Origin of the sequence: Sulfitobacter sp. R86518, from assembly GCF_042466275.1 — a bacterium.
GTDB classification, from domain to species: Bacteria; Pseudomonadota; Alphaproteobacteria; order Rhodobacterales; family Rhodobacteraceae; genus Sulfitobacter; species Sulfitobacter pontiacus.
The window spans coordinates 108,187-123,663 of sequence record NZ_JAXHCA010000005.1; the positions used below are offsets into that span (position 1 = coordinate 108,187).

At 59.8% G+C, this 15,477-nt stretch carries 15 protein-coding genes; 10 read left to right on the top strand and 5 right to left on the bottom strand.

What is annotated here, in order from left to right; genetic code table 11:
- Positions 1-24 precede the first annotated feature (24 nt).
- The 5 genes from SJY36_RS01255 (at position 25) to SJY36_RS01275 (ending at position 4,404) form a co-directional block, all read left to right on the top strand.
- Complete coding sequence (locus tag SJY36_RS01255; protein WP_037943008.1) at positions 25-816, top strand: alpha/beta hydrolase; 792 nt, start codon at positions 25-27, stop codon at positions 814-816.
- Between the two features lie 120 nt (positions 817-936).
- Positions 937-2,160 (top strand): aminopeptidase P family protein, encoded by a 1,224-nt coding sequence (locus SJY36_RS01260; protein ID WP_386172572.1) that lies wholly within the window; start codon positions 937-939, stop codon positions 2,158-2,160.
- 229 nt (positions 2,161-2,389) lie between these two features.
- Entirely contained in the window at positions 2,390-3,463 is a 1,074-nt protein-coding gene (locus SJY36_RS01265; RefSeq protein WP_260004623.1) for a histidine kinase dimerization/phosphoacceptor domain -containing protein, read from the top strand.
- A gap of 35 nt (positions 3,464-3,498) precedes the next feature.
- Positions 3,499-3,765 carry a hypothetical protein gene (locus SJY36_RS01270; RefSeq protein ID WP_005851057.1) on the top strand — a complete coding sequence of 89 codons (267 nt, stop codon included), beginning with the start codon at positions 3,499-3,501 and terminating at the stop codon, positions 3,763-3,765.
- Positions 3,766-3,777: 12 nt separating this feature from the next.
- Positions 3,778-4,404 (top strand): DUF1523 family protein, encoded by a 627-nt coding sequence (locus SJY36_RS01275; protein WP_005851059.1) that lies wholly within the window; start codon positions 3,778-3,780, stop codon positions 4,402-4,404.
- A 54-nt stretch (positions 4,405-4,458) separates the two neighbouring features.
- On the opposite strand, the gene SJY36_RS01280 is transcribed toward SJY36_RS01275, so the two are convergent.
- Both SJY36_RS01280 and SJY36_RS01285 read right to left on the bottom strand, forming a co-directional pair.
- Positions 4,459-4,839, bottom strand: coding sequence for a histidine triad nucleotide-binding protein (locus SJY36_RS01280; RefSeq protein WP_005851062.1), 381 nt, complete (start codon positions 4,837-4,839; stop codon positions 4,459-4,461).
- A gap of 9 nt (positions 4,840-4,848) precedes the next feature.
- Positions 4,849-6,426: a DUF5928 domain-containing protein gene (locus tag SJY36_RS01285; RefSeq protein WP_037964727.1), complete on the bottom strand. Its 1,578-nt coding sequence runs from the start codon at positions 6,424-6,426 to the stop codon at positions 4,849-4,851.
- 158 nt (positions 6,427-6,584) lie between these two features.
- Between SJY36_RS01285 and SJY36_RS01290 the strand changes: the two genes are divergently transcribed.
- The 4 genes from SJY36_RS01290 (at position 6,585) to SJY36_RS01305 (ending at position 10,168) form a co-directional block, all read left to right on the top strand.
- On the top strand, positions 6,585-7,403 hold the full coding sequence (locus SJY36_RS01290) for a sulfotransferase family protein (RefSeq protein ID WP_386172575.1): 819 nt from the start codon (positions 6,585-6,587) through the stop codon (positions 7,401-7,403).
- A gap of 94 nt (positions 7,404-7,497) precedes the next feature.
- Positions 7,498-7,986 carry an SsrA-binding protein SmpB gene (smpB, locus tag SJY36_RS01295; RefSeq protein WP_009825868.1) on the top strand — a complete coding sequence of 163 codons (489 nt, stop codon included), beginning with the start codon at positions 7,498-7,500 and terminating at the stop codon, positions 7,984-7,986.
- A 143-nt stretch (positions 7,987-8,129) separates the two neighbouring features.
- Complete coding sequence (sseA, locus tag SJY36_RS01300; RefSeq protein WP_009825869.1) at positions 8,130-8,984, top strand: 3-mercaptopyruvate sulfurtransferase; 855 nt, start codon at positions 8,130-8,132, stop codon at positions 8,982-8,984.
- Positions 8,984-10,168, top strand: coding sequence for an aromatic amino acid transaminase (locus SJY36_RS01305; protein WP_386172577.1), 1,185 nt, complete (start codon positions 8,984-8,986; stop codon positions 10,166-10,168). Before sseA ends, SJY36_RS01305 begins: the two co-directional genes overlap by 1 nt.
- Positions 10,169-10,330: 162 nt before the next feature.
- Here the strand turns inward: SJY36_RS01305 and SJY36_RS01310 are convergent, their stop codons facing one another.
- Entirely contained in the window at positions 10,331-11,632 is a 1,302-nt protein-coding gene (locus tag SJY36_RS01310) for an ammonium transporter (RefSeq protein ID WP_005851078.1), read from the bottom strand.
- A 25-nt stretch (positions 11,633-11,657) separates the two neighbouring features.
- The gene (locus SJY36_RS01315) at positions 11,658-11,996 is read right to left on the bottom strand and encodes a P-II family nitrogen regulator (RefSeq protein WP_005851080.1); all 339 of its coding nucleotides are present in this window, start codon (positions 11,994-11,996) and stop codon (positions 11,658-11,660) included.
- Positions 11,997-12,252: 256 nt separating this feature from the next.
- Here SJY36_RS01315 and SJY36_RS01320 point away from each other — a divergent pair, with 256 nt between their 5' ends.
- Entirely contained in the window at positions 12,253-14,424 is a 2,172-nt protein-coding gene (locus SJY36_RS01320) for a transglycosylase domain-containing protein (RefSeq protein ID WP_180828601.1), read from the top strand.
- Positions 14,425-14,559: 135 nt separating this feature from the next.
- Here SJY36_RS01320 and SJY36_RS01325 read toward each other — a convergent pair whose 3' ends face one another.
- The gene (locus SJY36_RS01325) at positions 14,560-15,414 is read right to left on the bottom strand and encodes a YdiY family protein (protein WP_005851082.1); all 855 of its coding nucleotides are present in this window, start codon (positions 15,412-15,414) and stop codon (positions 14,560-14,562) included.
- Positions 15,415-15,477: the final 63 nt, after the last annotated feature.

The window sequence follows — 15,477 nt, forward strand, 5'->3', positions numbered from 1 at the left end:
ATCGGGACGCTGACGGAGGACCACATGCAGCTAGACGACGCCTATGCCAACGCCGCTTATATCGATAACGCAGAGGCATATCCGCCCCGCTGGAAAGACGCCGCAGCGGCATTCCGCAAGAAGCTGGGGTTTCGTGCGCAAAAGAATATCTCTTACGGGCCGACCGACCGCGAAATCTATGATCTGTTTGAACCCGAAGGCGTGTCGCGGGGTACGGTGATCTTTGTCCACGGCGGCTATTGGAAAGCGTTTGCTCCTGCCGATTGGTCCCATCTGGCGGCGGGCCCCCTGGCGCGCGGCTATGCGGTTGCGATGGTCGGCTATGACCTGTGCCCCGATGTGCGGATCAGCCAGATCACCGGACAGGTCGCTCGCGCCATTTCCGAGATCGCCAAACGCACCCAAGGTGCGCTGGCGCTTGTCGGCCATTCCGCAGGTGGGCAGCAGGTTGCCCGCATGACCGACCCGCTGATCCTGTCCGGCGATGTCCGCGACCGGATCGAGAATATCGTGTCCATCTCGCCCGTGGCAGACCTGATGCCGCTGTTGCAGACCTCTATGAACGACATCCTTCAGCTGGACGAAGCCGAAGCGACGGCGGAAAGCCCCGTGAACATGACGCCGCCCCATGGGGTGAACGTCACGATCTGGGTCGGGGCCGATGAGCGCCCCGCCTTTCTGGAGCAGGCCGAGCAATTCTCGCGCGTGTGGGGGGCCAAGCAGTTCGTCGTCGAGGGGCGGCACCACTTTGACATTATCGATCTGCTGGAAGACCCCGACAGCGATATGGTGAAAGCGCTACTTGGCATAAAGTGAGCCTTGATCGGGCCGCGCAAATCGGCGAGACAGGGGGCGGGTTGGGACGATGGCGTCGTCCTGCATTTCACGGCCCTTGCGTCCTGCACGCCGGGACCTTTCTGAGAAGGAGGGTCTGATATGACCAATACATCCAAAACCGCCCGTCCCGATATGTACCGTTTCCATAACGGCACAAAGTCTCCGCTGCCGTTTGACACCGCTGAATACCAAGCGCGTCTGGAAGAGCTGCGCGAACGGATGGATGCGGCCGGAGCGACGGCGGCGGTCTTCACGTCGATGCACAATATCGCCTATTATTCGGGCTTTCTGTATTGCGCCTTTGGCCGCCCCTATGGGCTGGTGGTGACCGAGACAGACTGTGTGACGATTTCCGCAGGCATCGACGCCGGTCAGCCGTGGCGCCGTAGCTTCTGCGACAACATCACCTACACCGACTGGCAGCGCGACAATTACTGGCGCGCCGTCGCCTCGGTTACGGGCAAGGGCGCGGTGATCGGCTATGAGGGGGACCACCTGACGCTAATGCAGCGCGACAAGCTGGAAGATTTCCTTGAGCCGGTGGTGATGATCGACCTGTTCGAGACGACCATGCGCCAGCGGATGCACAAGTCTCCGGCAGAGATTGCGTTGATCCGTCAGGCCGCTCAGGTTGCTGATGTGGGCGGCTATGCGATCCGCGATGCGGTCAGGATCGGCGCGCGCGAGATCGACATCGCAATGGCAGGCCGCGATGCGATGGAGCTTGAAATCGCCAAGCGGTTCCCCGACGCCGAATACCGCGACACCTGGGTGTGGTTCCAATCCGGCATCAACACCGATGGTGCGCATAATCCGGTCACTGCGCGGCAACTGGAGCGCGGCGATATCCTGTCGCTGAACACCTTCCCGATGATCTCGGCCTATTACGTGGCGCTGGAACGCACCATGTTCGCCGGAGAGGTGGACCCCGCCAGCCTGAAAATCTGGGAGGCAAATGTCGCTGCCCATGAATACGGGATGAGCCTGCTGAAACCCGGTATCAGCTGCGCCGACGTGACCCACAAGATCAACGCCTTCCTTGAAGAGCGTGACCTGCTGCAATACCGCACCTTCGGCTATGGTCATTCGTTCGGCGTGCTGTCGCATTTCTATGGCCGCGAAGCAGGGCTGGAGCTGCGCGAGGACATCGACACGGTGCTTGAACCCGGCATGGTCATCTCGATGGAGCCGATGCTGACCCTTCCCGAAGGTCAACCCGGCGCGGGCGGCTACCGCGAACATGATATTCTGGTGATCACAGAAGACGGTAACGACAATATCACCGGCTATCCTTATGGCCCTGATTTCAACGTCATAGGCTGATTGCGCTGCCCCCTTTTACGGGGGGCAAACGCCCTTTTGGCGGTTGGGGGTAACCGCGAGTACAAACAGGGAATATGGCTTGACGTACCCTGTCACGTCGATATCTTGACGCATCGCTGTCGCGGGATGGGGGTGTCAGGCCATATCCGTGCCTATCGCCTGCATCCTTAGTCTTGGTTAAAAGTGCTTTCCGCACGCTGTTTCGTGAGTGTTCCCGATGAAAGCATCTTTGATAGAACAAGAAGAAATGCGCCTCGCGTTGCTGCGGGGATATAATATTCTGGATACCGCCCCCGAAGAAGGGTTCGACGACATCACGCGCCTCGCGGCAGAGATTTGCGAGGTGCCGATCGCGCTGATCTCTTTGGTGGATGAAGACCGCCAGTGGTTCAAATCCAAGGTCGGGCTTGAAATTGACGGCAGCGACATCACCGACAGTATTTGCGCCCATGCCATCGCGGGGGATGACTACCTGGAGGTGAATGACACCACCGCCGATCCGCGCACCGCTGACAATAATTTCGTCACCGGCGAGGATTCGATCCGGTTCTATGCCGGTGCCTTGCTCGAGGATGACAAGAATCTGCCGCTCGGGACGCTCTGCGTGCTGGATAAGAAGCCGCATCAGCTGAATGATTTTCAGCGCCGTGCGCTCAAGGTGCTGGCGGGGCAGGCGATGCGGCAGATCGAGCTGCGCAAGGCACTGGCCGATGCCGAGGTGCTGCGCAAAGAGGTCGACCACCGCGTGAAAAACTCGCTCCAGTCCCTAGAGGCATTGATCCGCATCCAGATCCGCAGCGAAAAATCCCCCGAAGCCCGCGCCGCGCTGGACACCATTCAGGGTCGCCTGTCGACCATCAGTAGCCTGCATGAAGCGTTGTACCTGACTGAAACCGGTGCCGCGGTGGATATCGCAGCCTTCCTGAAGAAGGTCGCCCATTCCACCAGTGAACAATTGCCCGACGGGGTGCAGGTGAACATAGAGGTCGATCAGGCGCATCTGTCGTCCCGCTCTGCGTCATCCGTGGGGATGATCGTGAACGAGGCGATGACCAACGCTGCGAAATACGCCTATGAGGGCCGCAAGCGCGGGACGCTCGACCTGCGCGGCGAACGCAAGGGCGGCTTCTACCACCTCAGCTGCATTGACGACGGCCCCGGTATTCCCAAAGATCGGACCACGGGCACGGGGCTCGGCATGCGCATCCTGCTTGCCGCCGCGCAGCAATTGGGCGGAGAGCTGGAAACCCCAGAGCGTGAAAGCGGCGGCGAGATCAAGATCGTCTGGCCCGTCACCGACTGACACCCGGCCCGGGGCACAAGAGAGGCGCAGGGATTATGCTGGCTTTGTTAAGGTTGATCGTCATCGGGTTCGTCGTTCTAACAATCATCTATATCGCCCTGTCGATCTATTCGCGTCGGGTACGGCGCGGCAAGCTCTACCAGAAGTGGGCGGACGGGCCGCGTCTTGTGGATCGCGACATTTTCGTGCAACGAGGGCTCAAACGATATGACGGGTCGATCCGTCGCAAGTTGATCCTTGGGGTCTATATTGTCCCGGTGGGGCTGGTCATCCTGACCGTCTACCTCACTAACTTTAACTAAGGGGTAACGCCGATGGCGATCATCAAATGGACCTTCTGGGGTGTGATCTGGCTGATCATTGCCGCGTTCTTTCACTATACGCTGCCTCAGGTCGATATCGTACGGATCACCGACACCTATGAAAAGCGCATCGACTTTGGCGAGAACTCTATCTTCTGGTCGCATGCGGATGTGGGCAACAGCACCGCCTTGGGCAACCGCGATGTTTTCTTCATCCAGACGCGTCGGGCCAAAGGCGACGTCATGGTCTACCGCAACGAGGATACCGGCTGGGGCTGGCCGCCGTATTTCAAGTTCGACACGACCAACCTGCAGGCCGAGGCATCTGACCTGAAGTCCGCCGCCGGTACGCCGCAGTATGTCGCGGTCAAACATTACGGCTGGCGCAACGAGTTCCTGTCGATCTTCCCCAACGCGGTGTCCGTGCGCGTGGTGGACGGCCCGGATGCGAGCAAGGGAATCCCGTTCCTGAATATCATCATCCTGATCCTGTTTGCCGCGGTGGTCTATGCGATCTGGGTCCGCTGGCGTCGGTTCAAACGCGCGCGCATCGATCCGACGTTAGAGCGGCTGGAAGATGACATCGCCGAAAAGCAGGGCCGTTTCGCGCGCTGGCGGGCGGGTCGGAAAAACAAATAAGCGCGGCGCAAGATCACGCCGCGCCTTTTGCGCACAGATTAATGTCGTGACGGGTTAGCTGGGGCGCGCCACCATGCGCCCCATGGGCCGACCGCCCAGAATATGCACATGCAGGTGCGGGACTTCCTGAACCCCGTGCGCGCCAGCATTGGCGATCATGCGAAACCCTTCGCCCGCGTCCAATGTGACACCTTCGGCTTTGCAGACTTCCGAGATGGCGCGCACATAGCCGACGATTTCGGCATCGCTCGCCTCTGCCGCGAAGTGGTCAAAGCTGATGTAGGGGCCCTTGGGGATCACCAGCACATGCGTCGGCGCTTGGGGTTCGATATCGCGAAAGGCAAGCGCGTGGTCGGATTCATAAACGGTGTTGTTCGGGATTTCGCCGCGCAGGATTTTGGCAAAGATGTTCTGGTCGTCGTAGCTGTAAGCCATGGAATGTCCTTAATCGGTGAAAAGATAATGTGTGTCGGCAATGGGCTGCGCCTGTTCCGGAGAGATGCGCAGGAAAGCGGCCAGCGCCTCGGCATTGTCCTGCGCCGAGGCTGTTTCGCGCATCCGGGCGTAGTTTTCAAACTGCGCGTCGCGGATGCGGTCGGATTCAAGGGTCAGGTCGTTCCGGATGGTGGGCAGCAGCCGTTCCAGCGTGTCGGCCGAGGTGCGTTCGCCCGCCAGCCCCACGCGCATGGCGTGGCCGATCAGGTAGTCATCCGAGAACTGGCATTCGATCTCGAGAACCCGTGTCATCGACCGGTCAGAGGCAAAGTCGTTCAGCAGGTCGATATCGCCGGGGTCCATGCAGACGATCAGCCGGTCGGCCTCGTAATAGTCGAACAGCATCCGCATCAGGGACCGCCGGTGGCGGGTGCGCTTGCCCAGACTGTTCTGGATGCCGCCAAGATCGGGCAGGGGGGTGTCCTGTTCGCTGAAAAGATATTCGATCGCGGGCAGGTTGGTGACCTGACGCATCTGCTCTAGCACGCGTTTGGCGACATGCCACTTTTTGCACACGACAATCAGCAGCTCGCGCTCGCGCCCCAGCGTGCTCTCCGTCTCCCAGAAACGGGTAGAGAACCGCCGCCCGATCCGACCCCGACCGGTCAGGAACTTGAACAGGTTGCGCCCTTCGTTGCTGATCTGCAGTTCGACATCCTTGGCAGAATAAAGCAACCCCAACCGGCGCTTGAGGTCCGTCGCCTCGCTGCTGATCTTGCGTGCGAACAGATAGTCTTGGGCCAGCAGCAGATCGTAGTGGTCGTTATAGAAGGTCACCGGCATGCCGTAGTCGGTAAACATCAGGAACGTCAGCGTGCGCGCACGAATTTCGTTATCGGGCACGATATGGCGCACAATGGTCTGAAAAAACGTCTCGTCCGGAATCCAGGTGGTCCTGAAAAACCGCATCACGTCTTTGCGCTTGCGGGTGAAGGCCATCACCGCCTCTATGGTCTGGCGGCGCAGGCACCACCACTGGCTGCCGATCTGGATTTGCAGGTCCGCAGGAATGTCGCGCGTCAGACCAAGGCGTTTCTGAAGCTCGAACATGCCGTAGAACCGCTTTTTCTGGGTGCGCTCGTTGAACCAGTGACGGTAGATCAGCCGCTCTTCCTTCCAGCCGGTCTTGATCCAGTCGCTTTCAAAGTAGTCAAAGCTTTCGATAAAATCGACGTCGTTATCATCAAGGTAGTCGTGGATGTATTCGGCGGATTTGATTGCCATGCAATCGCCCGACAGCATGTAGAAGTGTGTGGCACGCGGAAAGGCATCAATCGCGCTTTCGACGGCGTTCAGCGTCGCCTGTACCAGCGACCATTCTCCCCAACCGCAGCGGATGCGTTTGCTTGCGAAGGTCACATTGGGGTTCTTGCCAAGCGCTTGGGTGATCTGTGCAAAATCGGTCGGGCTGGCCGAGGCGTCAAAGTGGATCGACATGTAATCGCCAGACGCCGTCAATCTCTCCGCCTGCTTGATGATTGCAACGGGGTCTTTGTGACACAAAAGGATATAGGCAATTCTGGCCATCGCGAAACACGCATCCCCTCTGCTCTGGACGAGTTTGTTAGATAAAGGCGAACAGCGATTGAATAAACCGCGAATATTTGCTTTTTCTATATTTCAGGCCATTCTGTCGCCATAAATGGCAGCATAAGTGCGAAAAAATTTAGGAGGCAGAGCCGATTATGGGTTTCCCAGGGACATGGATGACAGAAAGCGAAAGCGTGGTGTACCGCGTGGTGCCCAAATGCGCCTGTTCGACGATCGGGCAGATCATGTTCTATTCGGACCATGGAGAATTCTTTGACGGCGACATCCATGACGCGAAATCGGGCATGCACAAATGGGCGCATGACAACTCTCAGCCGTTGATCACGCGCAATGTGGAAAACCACAAATCCTACGCCTTCACCTGCGTGCGCAATCCATATACCCGCATCCTCAGCTCTTTCTTCGACAAGATCTGCGGCATCCAGCGCAATGGCCGGCGATATCGCGGCAATCTGGTGCCGCTCCTCGTGCAGAAATACGGGATCGAGGTCGGCGGCGATGACGGTAAGCAAGAGTTTGACCAGATCGCCAGCTTCCGCCGTTTCCTGCTGTTTGCCCGCGACACCATCCGCTGGCGTCGCCCGATGGACCCGGACATCCACTGGTCCGCGCAATCGGGGCATGTCAGCACGTTCATCGTGAACGGCGGCACCTATGACAAGATCATCTGGACAGAGAAGTTCAACGACGGCATGCAAAGCGTGCTGGATGCCATCGACACGCCCCATGCGGTGAACCTGTCCGACATTCCGCGGTTTAACGAATCCGAAGGCCACGGCCCCAAGCGCGCCCACCCGGTTGAGGACTACTTCGACGATCTGTCGATGCATCTGATGCGCGAGATCTTCAAAAAGGATTTCGAGCTGTTCAAATACGATTTCGACAATCCGGCAAACAAGATGCCCACGGGCGAGATCGACCTTGCCGAGGTGCACGCCAAGCTGGGCGACTAAGCAGGCAGGGCCGGCGCGCCCCGCCTGACGGTCCATGCGGTTATGCCCGCTGCGGCATCTTGCGCGCAGGGCCGCAACGCCCTACATCCTTGGCATGTCACAGGTTAAATCATCTTCCAAATCCGACCCGAACTACAAGGTCATCGCCGAAAACCGCCGCGCGCGGTTCGATTACGCGATCGACGATGATGTCGAATGCGGCATCATCCTTGAAGGGTCCGAGGTCAAATCCCTGCGCAACGGCGGTGCCAATATCGCCGAAAGCTATGCCGCCGTGGAAGATGGCGAGCTGTGGTTGGTGAACTCCTACGTCGCGCCTTACACGCAGGCCAAGACCTTCACCCACGAGGAACGCCGCCGCCGCAAGCTCTTGGTGTCCAAGAAGGAACTGTCGAACCTGTGGAATGAAACCCAACGCAAAGGCATGACGCTGGTCCCGATGGTGATGTATTTCAATCACCGTGGCATGGCCAAGATCAAGATCGGCATCGCCAAGGGTAAAAAGCTGCACGATAAACGGGAAACTGCCGCCAAGCGCGACTGGTCCCGCCAAAAGCAGCGTCTGCTGAAAGACCACGGCTGACGCCCTGTCCTGCTCTCGGGGCCTGAACGGAACACAATATGCCCATTTCCGGCCTGTGCTGCATGTGCACAGTCGCGGGCTCTTGCTTGCGGGGGCCGTCGCGGGTAGGCATTGAAAAACCTGTTCTAAAAGGGGGTGGACCCATGGCTGACAACCCGAAAACGCTTGTTTCAACCGATTGGCTGGCGCAGCACCTCAAGGATCCCGACCTGCGTCTGCTGGACGCGTCATGGTATCTGCCCGATGCAGGACGCGACCCCAAAGCCGAATATAATCAGGCGCATATCCCCGGTGCCCGCTTTTTCGACATCGACGAAATCTCGGATGGGCGCTCGGATATGCCGCATATGGCCCCGCCTGCTGAAAAGTTCATGTCGCGGATGCGCGCTATGGGTGTGGGCGACGGGCATCAGGTGGTGGTCTATGACGGGGCCGGCCTGCTGTCGGCCGCGCGTGTGTGGTGGCTGTTCCGTCTGATGGGGCAGGAAAATGTCGCCGTGCTGGATGGGGGGCTGCCCAAATGGGTCGCCGAAGGTCGCCCCACCGAAGACATGCCCCCGATCCCCCGCGACCGCCATATGACCGTGCGTTTCCAGAACCAACTGGTGCGTGATGTGACGCAGGTCGCTCAGGCGTCCAAGCTCAAGGCACCGCAGATCGTGGATGCCCGCGCAGCGGCCCGCTTTCGCGGCGACGCGCCCGAACCCCGCGAAGGCCTGCGCGCCGGCCACATCCCCGGGTCGCGCAACCTGCCCTACACAGAGCTGTTGAACGACGACAAAACACTGAAATCCGTAGCCGAGACCAAAGCGGCTTTTGAAGCGGCGGGCATTGACCTTTCGCACCCTGTGATCACGACCTGCGGGTCCGGCATCACTGCGGCGATACTCGCGCTGGCACTGGAACGGATGGGCCATACCGATTGGTCCCTTTACGATGGATCTTGGGCAGAATGGGGGATGTTCCCCACCGTGCCCGTTGCGACCGGAGACGCATAATGTTCGAAACCCTACAGGCGCAGCCCGCCGATAAAATCCTTGCCTTGATGCAGATGTACAAGGATGACCCCCGCGAGACCAAGATCGACCTTGGCGTGGGCGTGTACAAGGATGCCACGGGGCTGACGCCCGTCATGCGCGCGGTCAAGGCGGCTGAACACCAACTGTGGGAAGCCCAGACCAGCAAGGCCTATACCGGTCTGGCGGGCGATCCTGCCTTTGGCGATGCGATGGTGCAGATGGTGCTTGGCGATGCGGTCCCCCGCGCACAGGTTGCCGCCGCCGCGACCCCGGGCGGGACCGGCGCGATCCGTCAGGCGTTCGAGCTGATCCAGATGGCCCGTCCGCAGGCGCGGGTGTTTGTGTCGAACCCGACATGGCCGAACCATCTGTCGATCCTGAAATATCTGGGGATGGAGATGATCCCCTACCGCTATTTCGACGATGAAACCCGTGGCGTCGATTTTGACGGCATGATCGCCGACCTAAAGACCGCGCAAAAAGGCGATGTGGTCCTGCTGCACGGCTGCTGCCACAACCCGACAGGGGCCAACCTGAACGCCGCCGAATGGGACGCGGTGATCAAAGTGTTGCAAGACACCGGTGCCACCCCGATGATCGATATCGCCTACCAGGGCTTTGGCGACGGGCTTGACGCGGATGCGGCGGCTACGCGCAAGGTCGCGGCGACGGTGCCGGAATGTCTGATCGCGGCAAGCTGCTCCAAGAACTTCGGGATTTACCGCGAACGCACTGGTATCCTGATGGCGCTGTCGGCAGACACTTCGGCACAAAAGCTGAACCAGGGCACGCTGGCCTTTCTCAATCGCCAGAACTTCAGCTTCCCGCCAGATCACGGGGCCCGCATCGTCACCACCATCCTGAACGACGACGCCTTGCGCAGCGACTGGATGGCCGAGCTCGAAGACATCCGCAACACCATGCTGGGTCTGCGCAGCCAACTCGCGGGCGAACTTCAGCGTCTCTCCGGCTCTGACCGCTTCGGTTTCCTTGCCGAACACCGCGGCATGTTCTCGCGCCTCGGAACCTCGTCTGACATGGTCGACAAGCTGCGCGAAGACCACGGCATCTATATGGTGGGTGACAGCCGCATGAACATCGCGGGGCTGAACGCCGAAACCGTGCCGATCCTCGCCAAGGCGATCATCGAGGTCGGCATCTAACCCGCCGCTTCACCCTTTCAAAAATACTCAAACCGCCGCGCTGGCATCTGGCGCGGCGGTTTTGTTTGGGCGCATTCTCAGCCCTGCCCAGCATAACACGCGCGCAGCAAAAAGCCCGGGCGCGAACGCCCGGGCCTCTGCCTGCCTGCAGGAGTTTAGACCTTAGCTCTTGGAGAACTCAGGGTAGGCTTCCATGCCCAGTTCGGACACGTCCAGACCAGCGATCTCGGCTTCTTCGCTGACGCGGATGCCGGTGGTGGCTTTCAGGATCATCCACACGATCAGCGACACGATGAAGACAAAGGCACCGATTGAGGCAAAGCCGATGATCTGTGTCACAAAGGATGTGCCGTCGGTGTAGACGGGAACAACCAGCGTGCCCCAGAAGCCTGCGATCAGGTGAACCGGGATCGCACCGACCACGTCATCGATCTTGAGCTTGTCGAGGAAGGGCACCGCGAAGACCACGATCGCACCGCCCACAGCACCGATCCAAAGCGCACCGAAGAGCGTCGGGTCAAGCGGGCCAGCTGTGATAGAGACCAGACCGGCCAGCGCGCCGTTCAGCACCATTGTCAGGTCGGGCTTTTTGTACAGCATCTGGGTCAGGACCAGCGCGGCGATGGCACCGGCAGCAGCAGCCATGTTGGTGTTGGCAAAGATCTGCGCCACAGCATCAGCGTCGATCATCGACCCCATGGCCAATTGCGAGCCGCCGTTGAAGCCGAACCAACCCAGCCACAGGATGAACGTGCCCAAAGTGGCGAGCGGCAGGTTCGAACCCTGCATCGGGATCACACGACCATCTTTGTATTTGCCGATACGGGGGCCAAGCACCAGCGCACCTGCCAGAGCCGCAAAGCCGCCCGCGGCGTGGACCAGAGTGGAGCCCGCAAAGTCGCTGAAGCCCGCGTCAGACAACCAGCCTGCGCCCCACTGCCAGCTTGCTTCGATCGGATAGATAAAGCCGGTCAGCACGATGGTGAAGATCAGGAAGGGCCACAGTTTGATGCGCTCGGCCAATGTGCCCGAAACGATGGATGCGGTGGTTGCGCAGAACATCAGCTGGAAGAAGAAATCCGATGCGTTGGAATAGCCGCCCGCGTCAATCGCCGTCTTGATGTCCTTGGTTGCAAAAGTGCCGAACACGCCGGGGATGATCCACGCGTCGCCGGGGTACATGATGTTATAGCCGACCAGCCAGTAGAGAATGGCGGCCAATGCGAAAAGCGCGATGTTCTTGGTCAGCTGGGTGGTCACGTTCTTGGACCGCACCAGACCGGCTTCGAGCATGGCAAAACCCGCCGCCATCCAGAACACCAGAAAGCCGCCGATCAGGAACAGGATCGTGTTGAAAATGAAAGCAGTGTCAGCCGCGGTTGCATACTCGGCCTCCTGCGCGAAACCCAAGGACGGCAGCAGCGTCGCTGCGGCGGCAAGGGGAATAAGAAGTCGTGATGTCATGTCGTCAATTCCTCGGACGTGGGGGTCAGATGGCGTCTTCGCCGGTTTCGCCGGTGCGCACGCGCACGGCTTGTTCAACGTCGAGGACAAAGATTTTGCCGTCGCCGATCTTGCCGGTATGTGCGGTGCGGGTGATCGTCTCGACCATCTGGTCGGCCAGCGCATCTGCGACCACCAGTTCAAGCTTCACCTTGGGTACGAAGTTCACGACATATTCAGCGCCGCGGTAGATTTCGGTATGGCCGGATTGGGCGCCAAAGCCCTTGATCTCGGTCACCATCAGGCCACGCACGCCCGCTTCGGTCAGCGCTTCGCGCACCTCCTCGAGCTTGAATGGCTTGATTGTTGCGATAATGAGTTTCACCTATAATCCCTCTTCCAGATGGCAGGTACTTCCTGCGTTATGCCTTGGATAAAAGAGCGGCCGGTGCCCCTTGAAGGAAGGGTGCATCGCGCTTAGTGCCTCTCTGGGCGAGCGTGTTTGCCTGATTATTGGGCGCTGTGGGGAATGTGCCTAATTATTGGGCGTTAATTAGACGGCGCAGCGGGGCGTCTGCGCTAAACAAACCGCGCTGTGCAGGATAGAGTGCGAAAAAAAAGAATGGTTCAGCGAGCAGCATATGAGTGATTCATCCAAACGGAAGCGGCCCTTGGTTGCCGATAAACGCACCGCGGGCAAAGGCGGCAAACCGCCCCGCAAGCCGGTCGCGAAAAAGGCTCCGGCCAAGCGCAAGCCTGCACGTCGTGCGCCTGCGCGCCCCAAGGGGCCTATTGGCTGGCTGGCCGCGCTGGTGCGGTGGGTCTTCCGTTTGATCTGGACGATCGTCTGGCGGGTGACTGCCGTGGCGGTGCTGATGGTTGCCTTGGCCGTCGGCTATTTCTACACCACGCTGCCGCCGCTCGAGGCGCTGCTGGACGGGCGTGCGCGAGGGTCTGTCACGCTCAAGGATCGCTATGGTGATGTCTTTGCATGGCGCGGGGATCAGTTCGGCGGCGTCGTCACCGCAGACAGCGTATCCCCCGCTCTGAAGAACGCGGTAATCGCGACAGAGGACAAACGCTTCTATCGTCACTTTGGTGTCAGCCCGCGCGGCATCGCGTCGGCGGTCAAGATCAACCTGAGCGAGGGTCGCGGACCCTTGTCCGGTCACGGGGGGTCGACGATCACGCAGCAGGTGGCCAAGCTGCTGTGTCTGGGTGAACCCTATGATGCGTCGTCGGGGCAGACGGAAAAGGAATACGAAGCCGAATGTCGCCGGTCCTCGCTGTCGCGCAAGGGCAAAGAAGCCCTGTTCTCCATGGCGATGGAAGCCAAGTATTCCAAGGATGATATCCTGTCGATCTACCTCAACCGCGCCTATATGGGCGGCGGTGCCTTTGGGGCCGAAGCCGCGGCGCAGCGTTTCTTTGGCAAACCGGCCGCCGCGTTGAAGCCTGCCGAGGGCGCGATGCTGGCGGGTCTGTTGACCGCACCGACCACCCTGTCACCGACCAATAATCTTGATCGGTCGCAAAGCCGTGCGGCAACCGTGATCCGCCTGATGGAGGATCAGGGCTATCTGTCAAAGGCCGAAGCGGATAACGCCATTGCCAACCCCGCAGAGCTGTCAGAAGCCGCAGAGGCCGAGGCGGGTGGCTATTTCGCGGATTGGGTGATGTCGTCGGGGCCGGAGTTCTTTACCCGCAACACGACCGAGGATGTGGTGATCAAGACCACCCTTGACCAAAAGATCCAGCGCGCCGCCGAGGAAGGTCTGAGCTGGGTGTTCGAAAACAAGGTTCGCGAAGGCTCCAAAGCGCAGGCGGCTGTGGTGATCATGTCTGCTGACGGGGCCGTGCGTGGTATGGTCGGTGGGCGCAAGACCAAGGTCGCGGGGGCCTTTAACCGCGCGACACAAGCGATGCGCCAGACCGGCTCTGCCTTCAAACCGTTTATCTATGCAGCGGCGCTGGATCTGGGGTATTCGCCCAACGATCTGATCGAAGACGCGCCCTATTGTCTGAACGTGCCCGGGTCGGGCCAATGGTGCCCGAAGAACTATACCAACAGCTTCAAGGGTAACGTGACGCTCACCACCGCGCTCAAGGATTCGCTGAACATTCCGGCGGTCAAAGTCTCGGAGAGTGTCGGGCGCGATGTGGTCAGCCAGGTGGCGGAGCAGTTCGGCATCAAAAGCGATCTGGCCGTCGGTCCGGCGCTGGCGCTTGGGGCGTCCGAAAGCACGTTGCTTGAAATGACAGGTGCCTATGCCGGCATCCTGAACGGCGGGTCATCCGTTAAACCCTACGGGCTGATTGATCTGACGTTGCAGGGCGACACTGATCCGGTGATGGGCACGGGCGGCGGTATCGGCGAACGGGTCATTCAGGAAGATGCCGCGCTGCAACTGGTCTATATGATGGAAAAGGTCGTATCCGAAGGCACGGGGCAGCGGGCGCAATTTGGTGGTCGTGAACTGGCCGGTAAAACGGGCACGACACAGGCCAACCGCGACGCGTGGTTCATCGGTTTTTCCGCCGACTACGTGGCCGGTGTCTGGATGGGCTATGACGACAACACCCCGTTGACCGGTGTATCGGGGGGCGGGTTGCCCACCGAGATCTGGCAGCAGGTCATGATGCGCGTTCACGAAGGGCTGCCGAATACGCCGCTGCCGATGATCGTGCCCGAACCGCCAGTGGTGCAAGCCCCGCCGCAGCCTCAGCAACCGGCGCAGCCGCAGCGGGTACCGCGTCAGGACAACCCACTGGGCGTCATCGACAGGGTGCTGCGCGATATCTTTGGCGGGTAAAGACCCTGCCTCTGCCGCAGCACATTGCTTTGGAAACGAAAGAAGGGAGGCCGGAATATTCCGGCCTCCCTTCCTTTTGTCGCATCCCCGAAGGCGGTACGAGGAGACCCGCCCCCGGGGGTTTGACGGTCTGGCTTAGAAGCCCAGAACCAGCGACACACCCAGGGTGTTGTCAGTGGATTTCAGGCCCGCAACCGGATCGGTGTTGTAGTCGGTACGGTAGCTTACGCGTGTCGACAGGTTGTCGGACATCTTGTAGTTGATGCCAGCGTCGTTCGACACGATGGTGTTCACGTCAGAGCCGACAATGTCGGTGTCCATGGTGAAGGATACGATGTCGTTGAACGCGTAGAAGTAGCGCGACGAGGCGATGAAGCCGACTTCGGTTTCGGAGGTACCGGTTGCGTCTTTAAAGTAGCGTACACCGGGGCCCGCTTGAACGCGCCATGTGTTGTCTTCTTTATTGATCGCGCGGTAACCTGGACCAAAGCCCAAGAATGCGTCTGTTTCGGAACCGTCAACGGCTGCACCGGATGTGTCGGTCAGGTAACCGTCATATTGGTAACGGGCCAGGCCGAACGCATAGAACTCGGGTGTGAAGTAGCGGCTACCTTCATAGGTACCAAAGAACTTCTCTTCGCTCTTGGTGCCGTTTGCTTCGCCGTATTCTACCGCGAACCCAACCAGGTGGTTCCAGTCGCCGACACCGTATGTCAGGCGGCCAGCGCCCGATACTTCGCCGTTGTCTGTGTTGCCGCTGGTGCCCGATGCGGACAGGGCGAAAGACCCGCGCCAGCCTTGGGCAACGCCATTGGCGCCATAACGTTCTGCGTCGGTGCCGCGGGCCAGGTCGGTGTTCACATCATCGGTGATGTCGTCGATCTGGTCGTTCAGCGTTTCAATGCCAAGCGCACGTTGCTGCGCGAAAACTGGAGCAGCAGCCAAGAGTGCGATTACGGAAACCGCGGACGCTTTAAGTACTGTATTCATTGGGGAATCCTTTCCCTTAGAAGTGACCCGCCTCGTTGGTTGAGGCGAGAGCATCTCTGCTGA

Coding starts and splice junctions, on each gene's coding strand:
- SJY36_RS01255 (WP_037943008.1), top strand. CDS start 25: ATGCAGCTAGACGACGCCTATGCCAACGCCGCTTATATCGATAACGCA.
- SJY36_RS01260 (WP_386172572.1), top strand. CDS start 937: ATGACCAATACATCCAAAACCGCCCGTCCCGATATGTACCGTTTCCAT.
- SJY36_RS01270 (WP_005851057.1), top strand. CDS start 3,499: ATGCTGGCTTTGTTAAGGTTGATCGTCATCGGGTTCGTCGTTCTAACA.
- SJY36_RS01275 (WP_005851059.1), top strand. CDS start 3,778: ATGGCGATCATCAAATGGACCTTCTGGGGTGTGATCTGGCTGATCATT.
- SJY36_RS01280 (WP_005851062.1), bottom strand. CDS start 4,839: ATGGCTTACAGCTACGACGACCAGAACATCTTTGCCAAAATCCTGCGC.
- SJY36_RS01285 (WP_037964727.1), bottom strand. CDS start 6,426: ATGGCCAGAATTGCCTATATCCTTTTGTGTCACAAAGACCCCGTTGCA.
- SJY36_RS01290 (WP_386172575.1), top strand. CDS start 6,585: ATGGGTTTCCCAGGGACATGGATGACAGAAAGCGAAAGCGTGGTGTAC.
- smpB (WP_009825868.1), top strand. CDS start 7,498: ATGTCACAGGTTAAATCATCTTCCAAATCCGACCCGAACTACAAGGTC.
- sseA (WP_009825869.1), top strand. CDS start 8,130: ATGGCTGACAACCCGAAAACGCTTGTTTCAACCGATTGGCTGGCGCAG.
- SJY36_RS01305 (WP_386172577.1), top strand. CDS start 8,984: ATGTTCGAAACCCTACAGGCGCAGCCCGCCGATAAAATCCTTGCCTTG.
- SJY36_RS01310 (WP_005851078.1), bottom strand. CDS start 11,632: ATGACATCACGACTTCTTATTCCCCTTGCCGCCGCAGCGACGCTGCTG.
- SJY36_RS01320 (WP_180828601.1), top strand. CDS start 12,253: ATGAGTGATTCATCCAAACGGAAGCGGCCCTTGGTTGCCGATAAACGC.
- SJY36_RS01325 (WP_005851082.1), bottom strand. CDS start 15,414: ATGAATACAGTACTTAAAGCGTCCGCGGTTTCCGTAATCGCACTCTTG.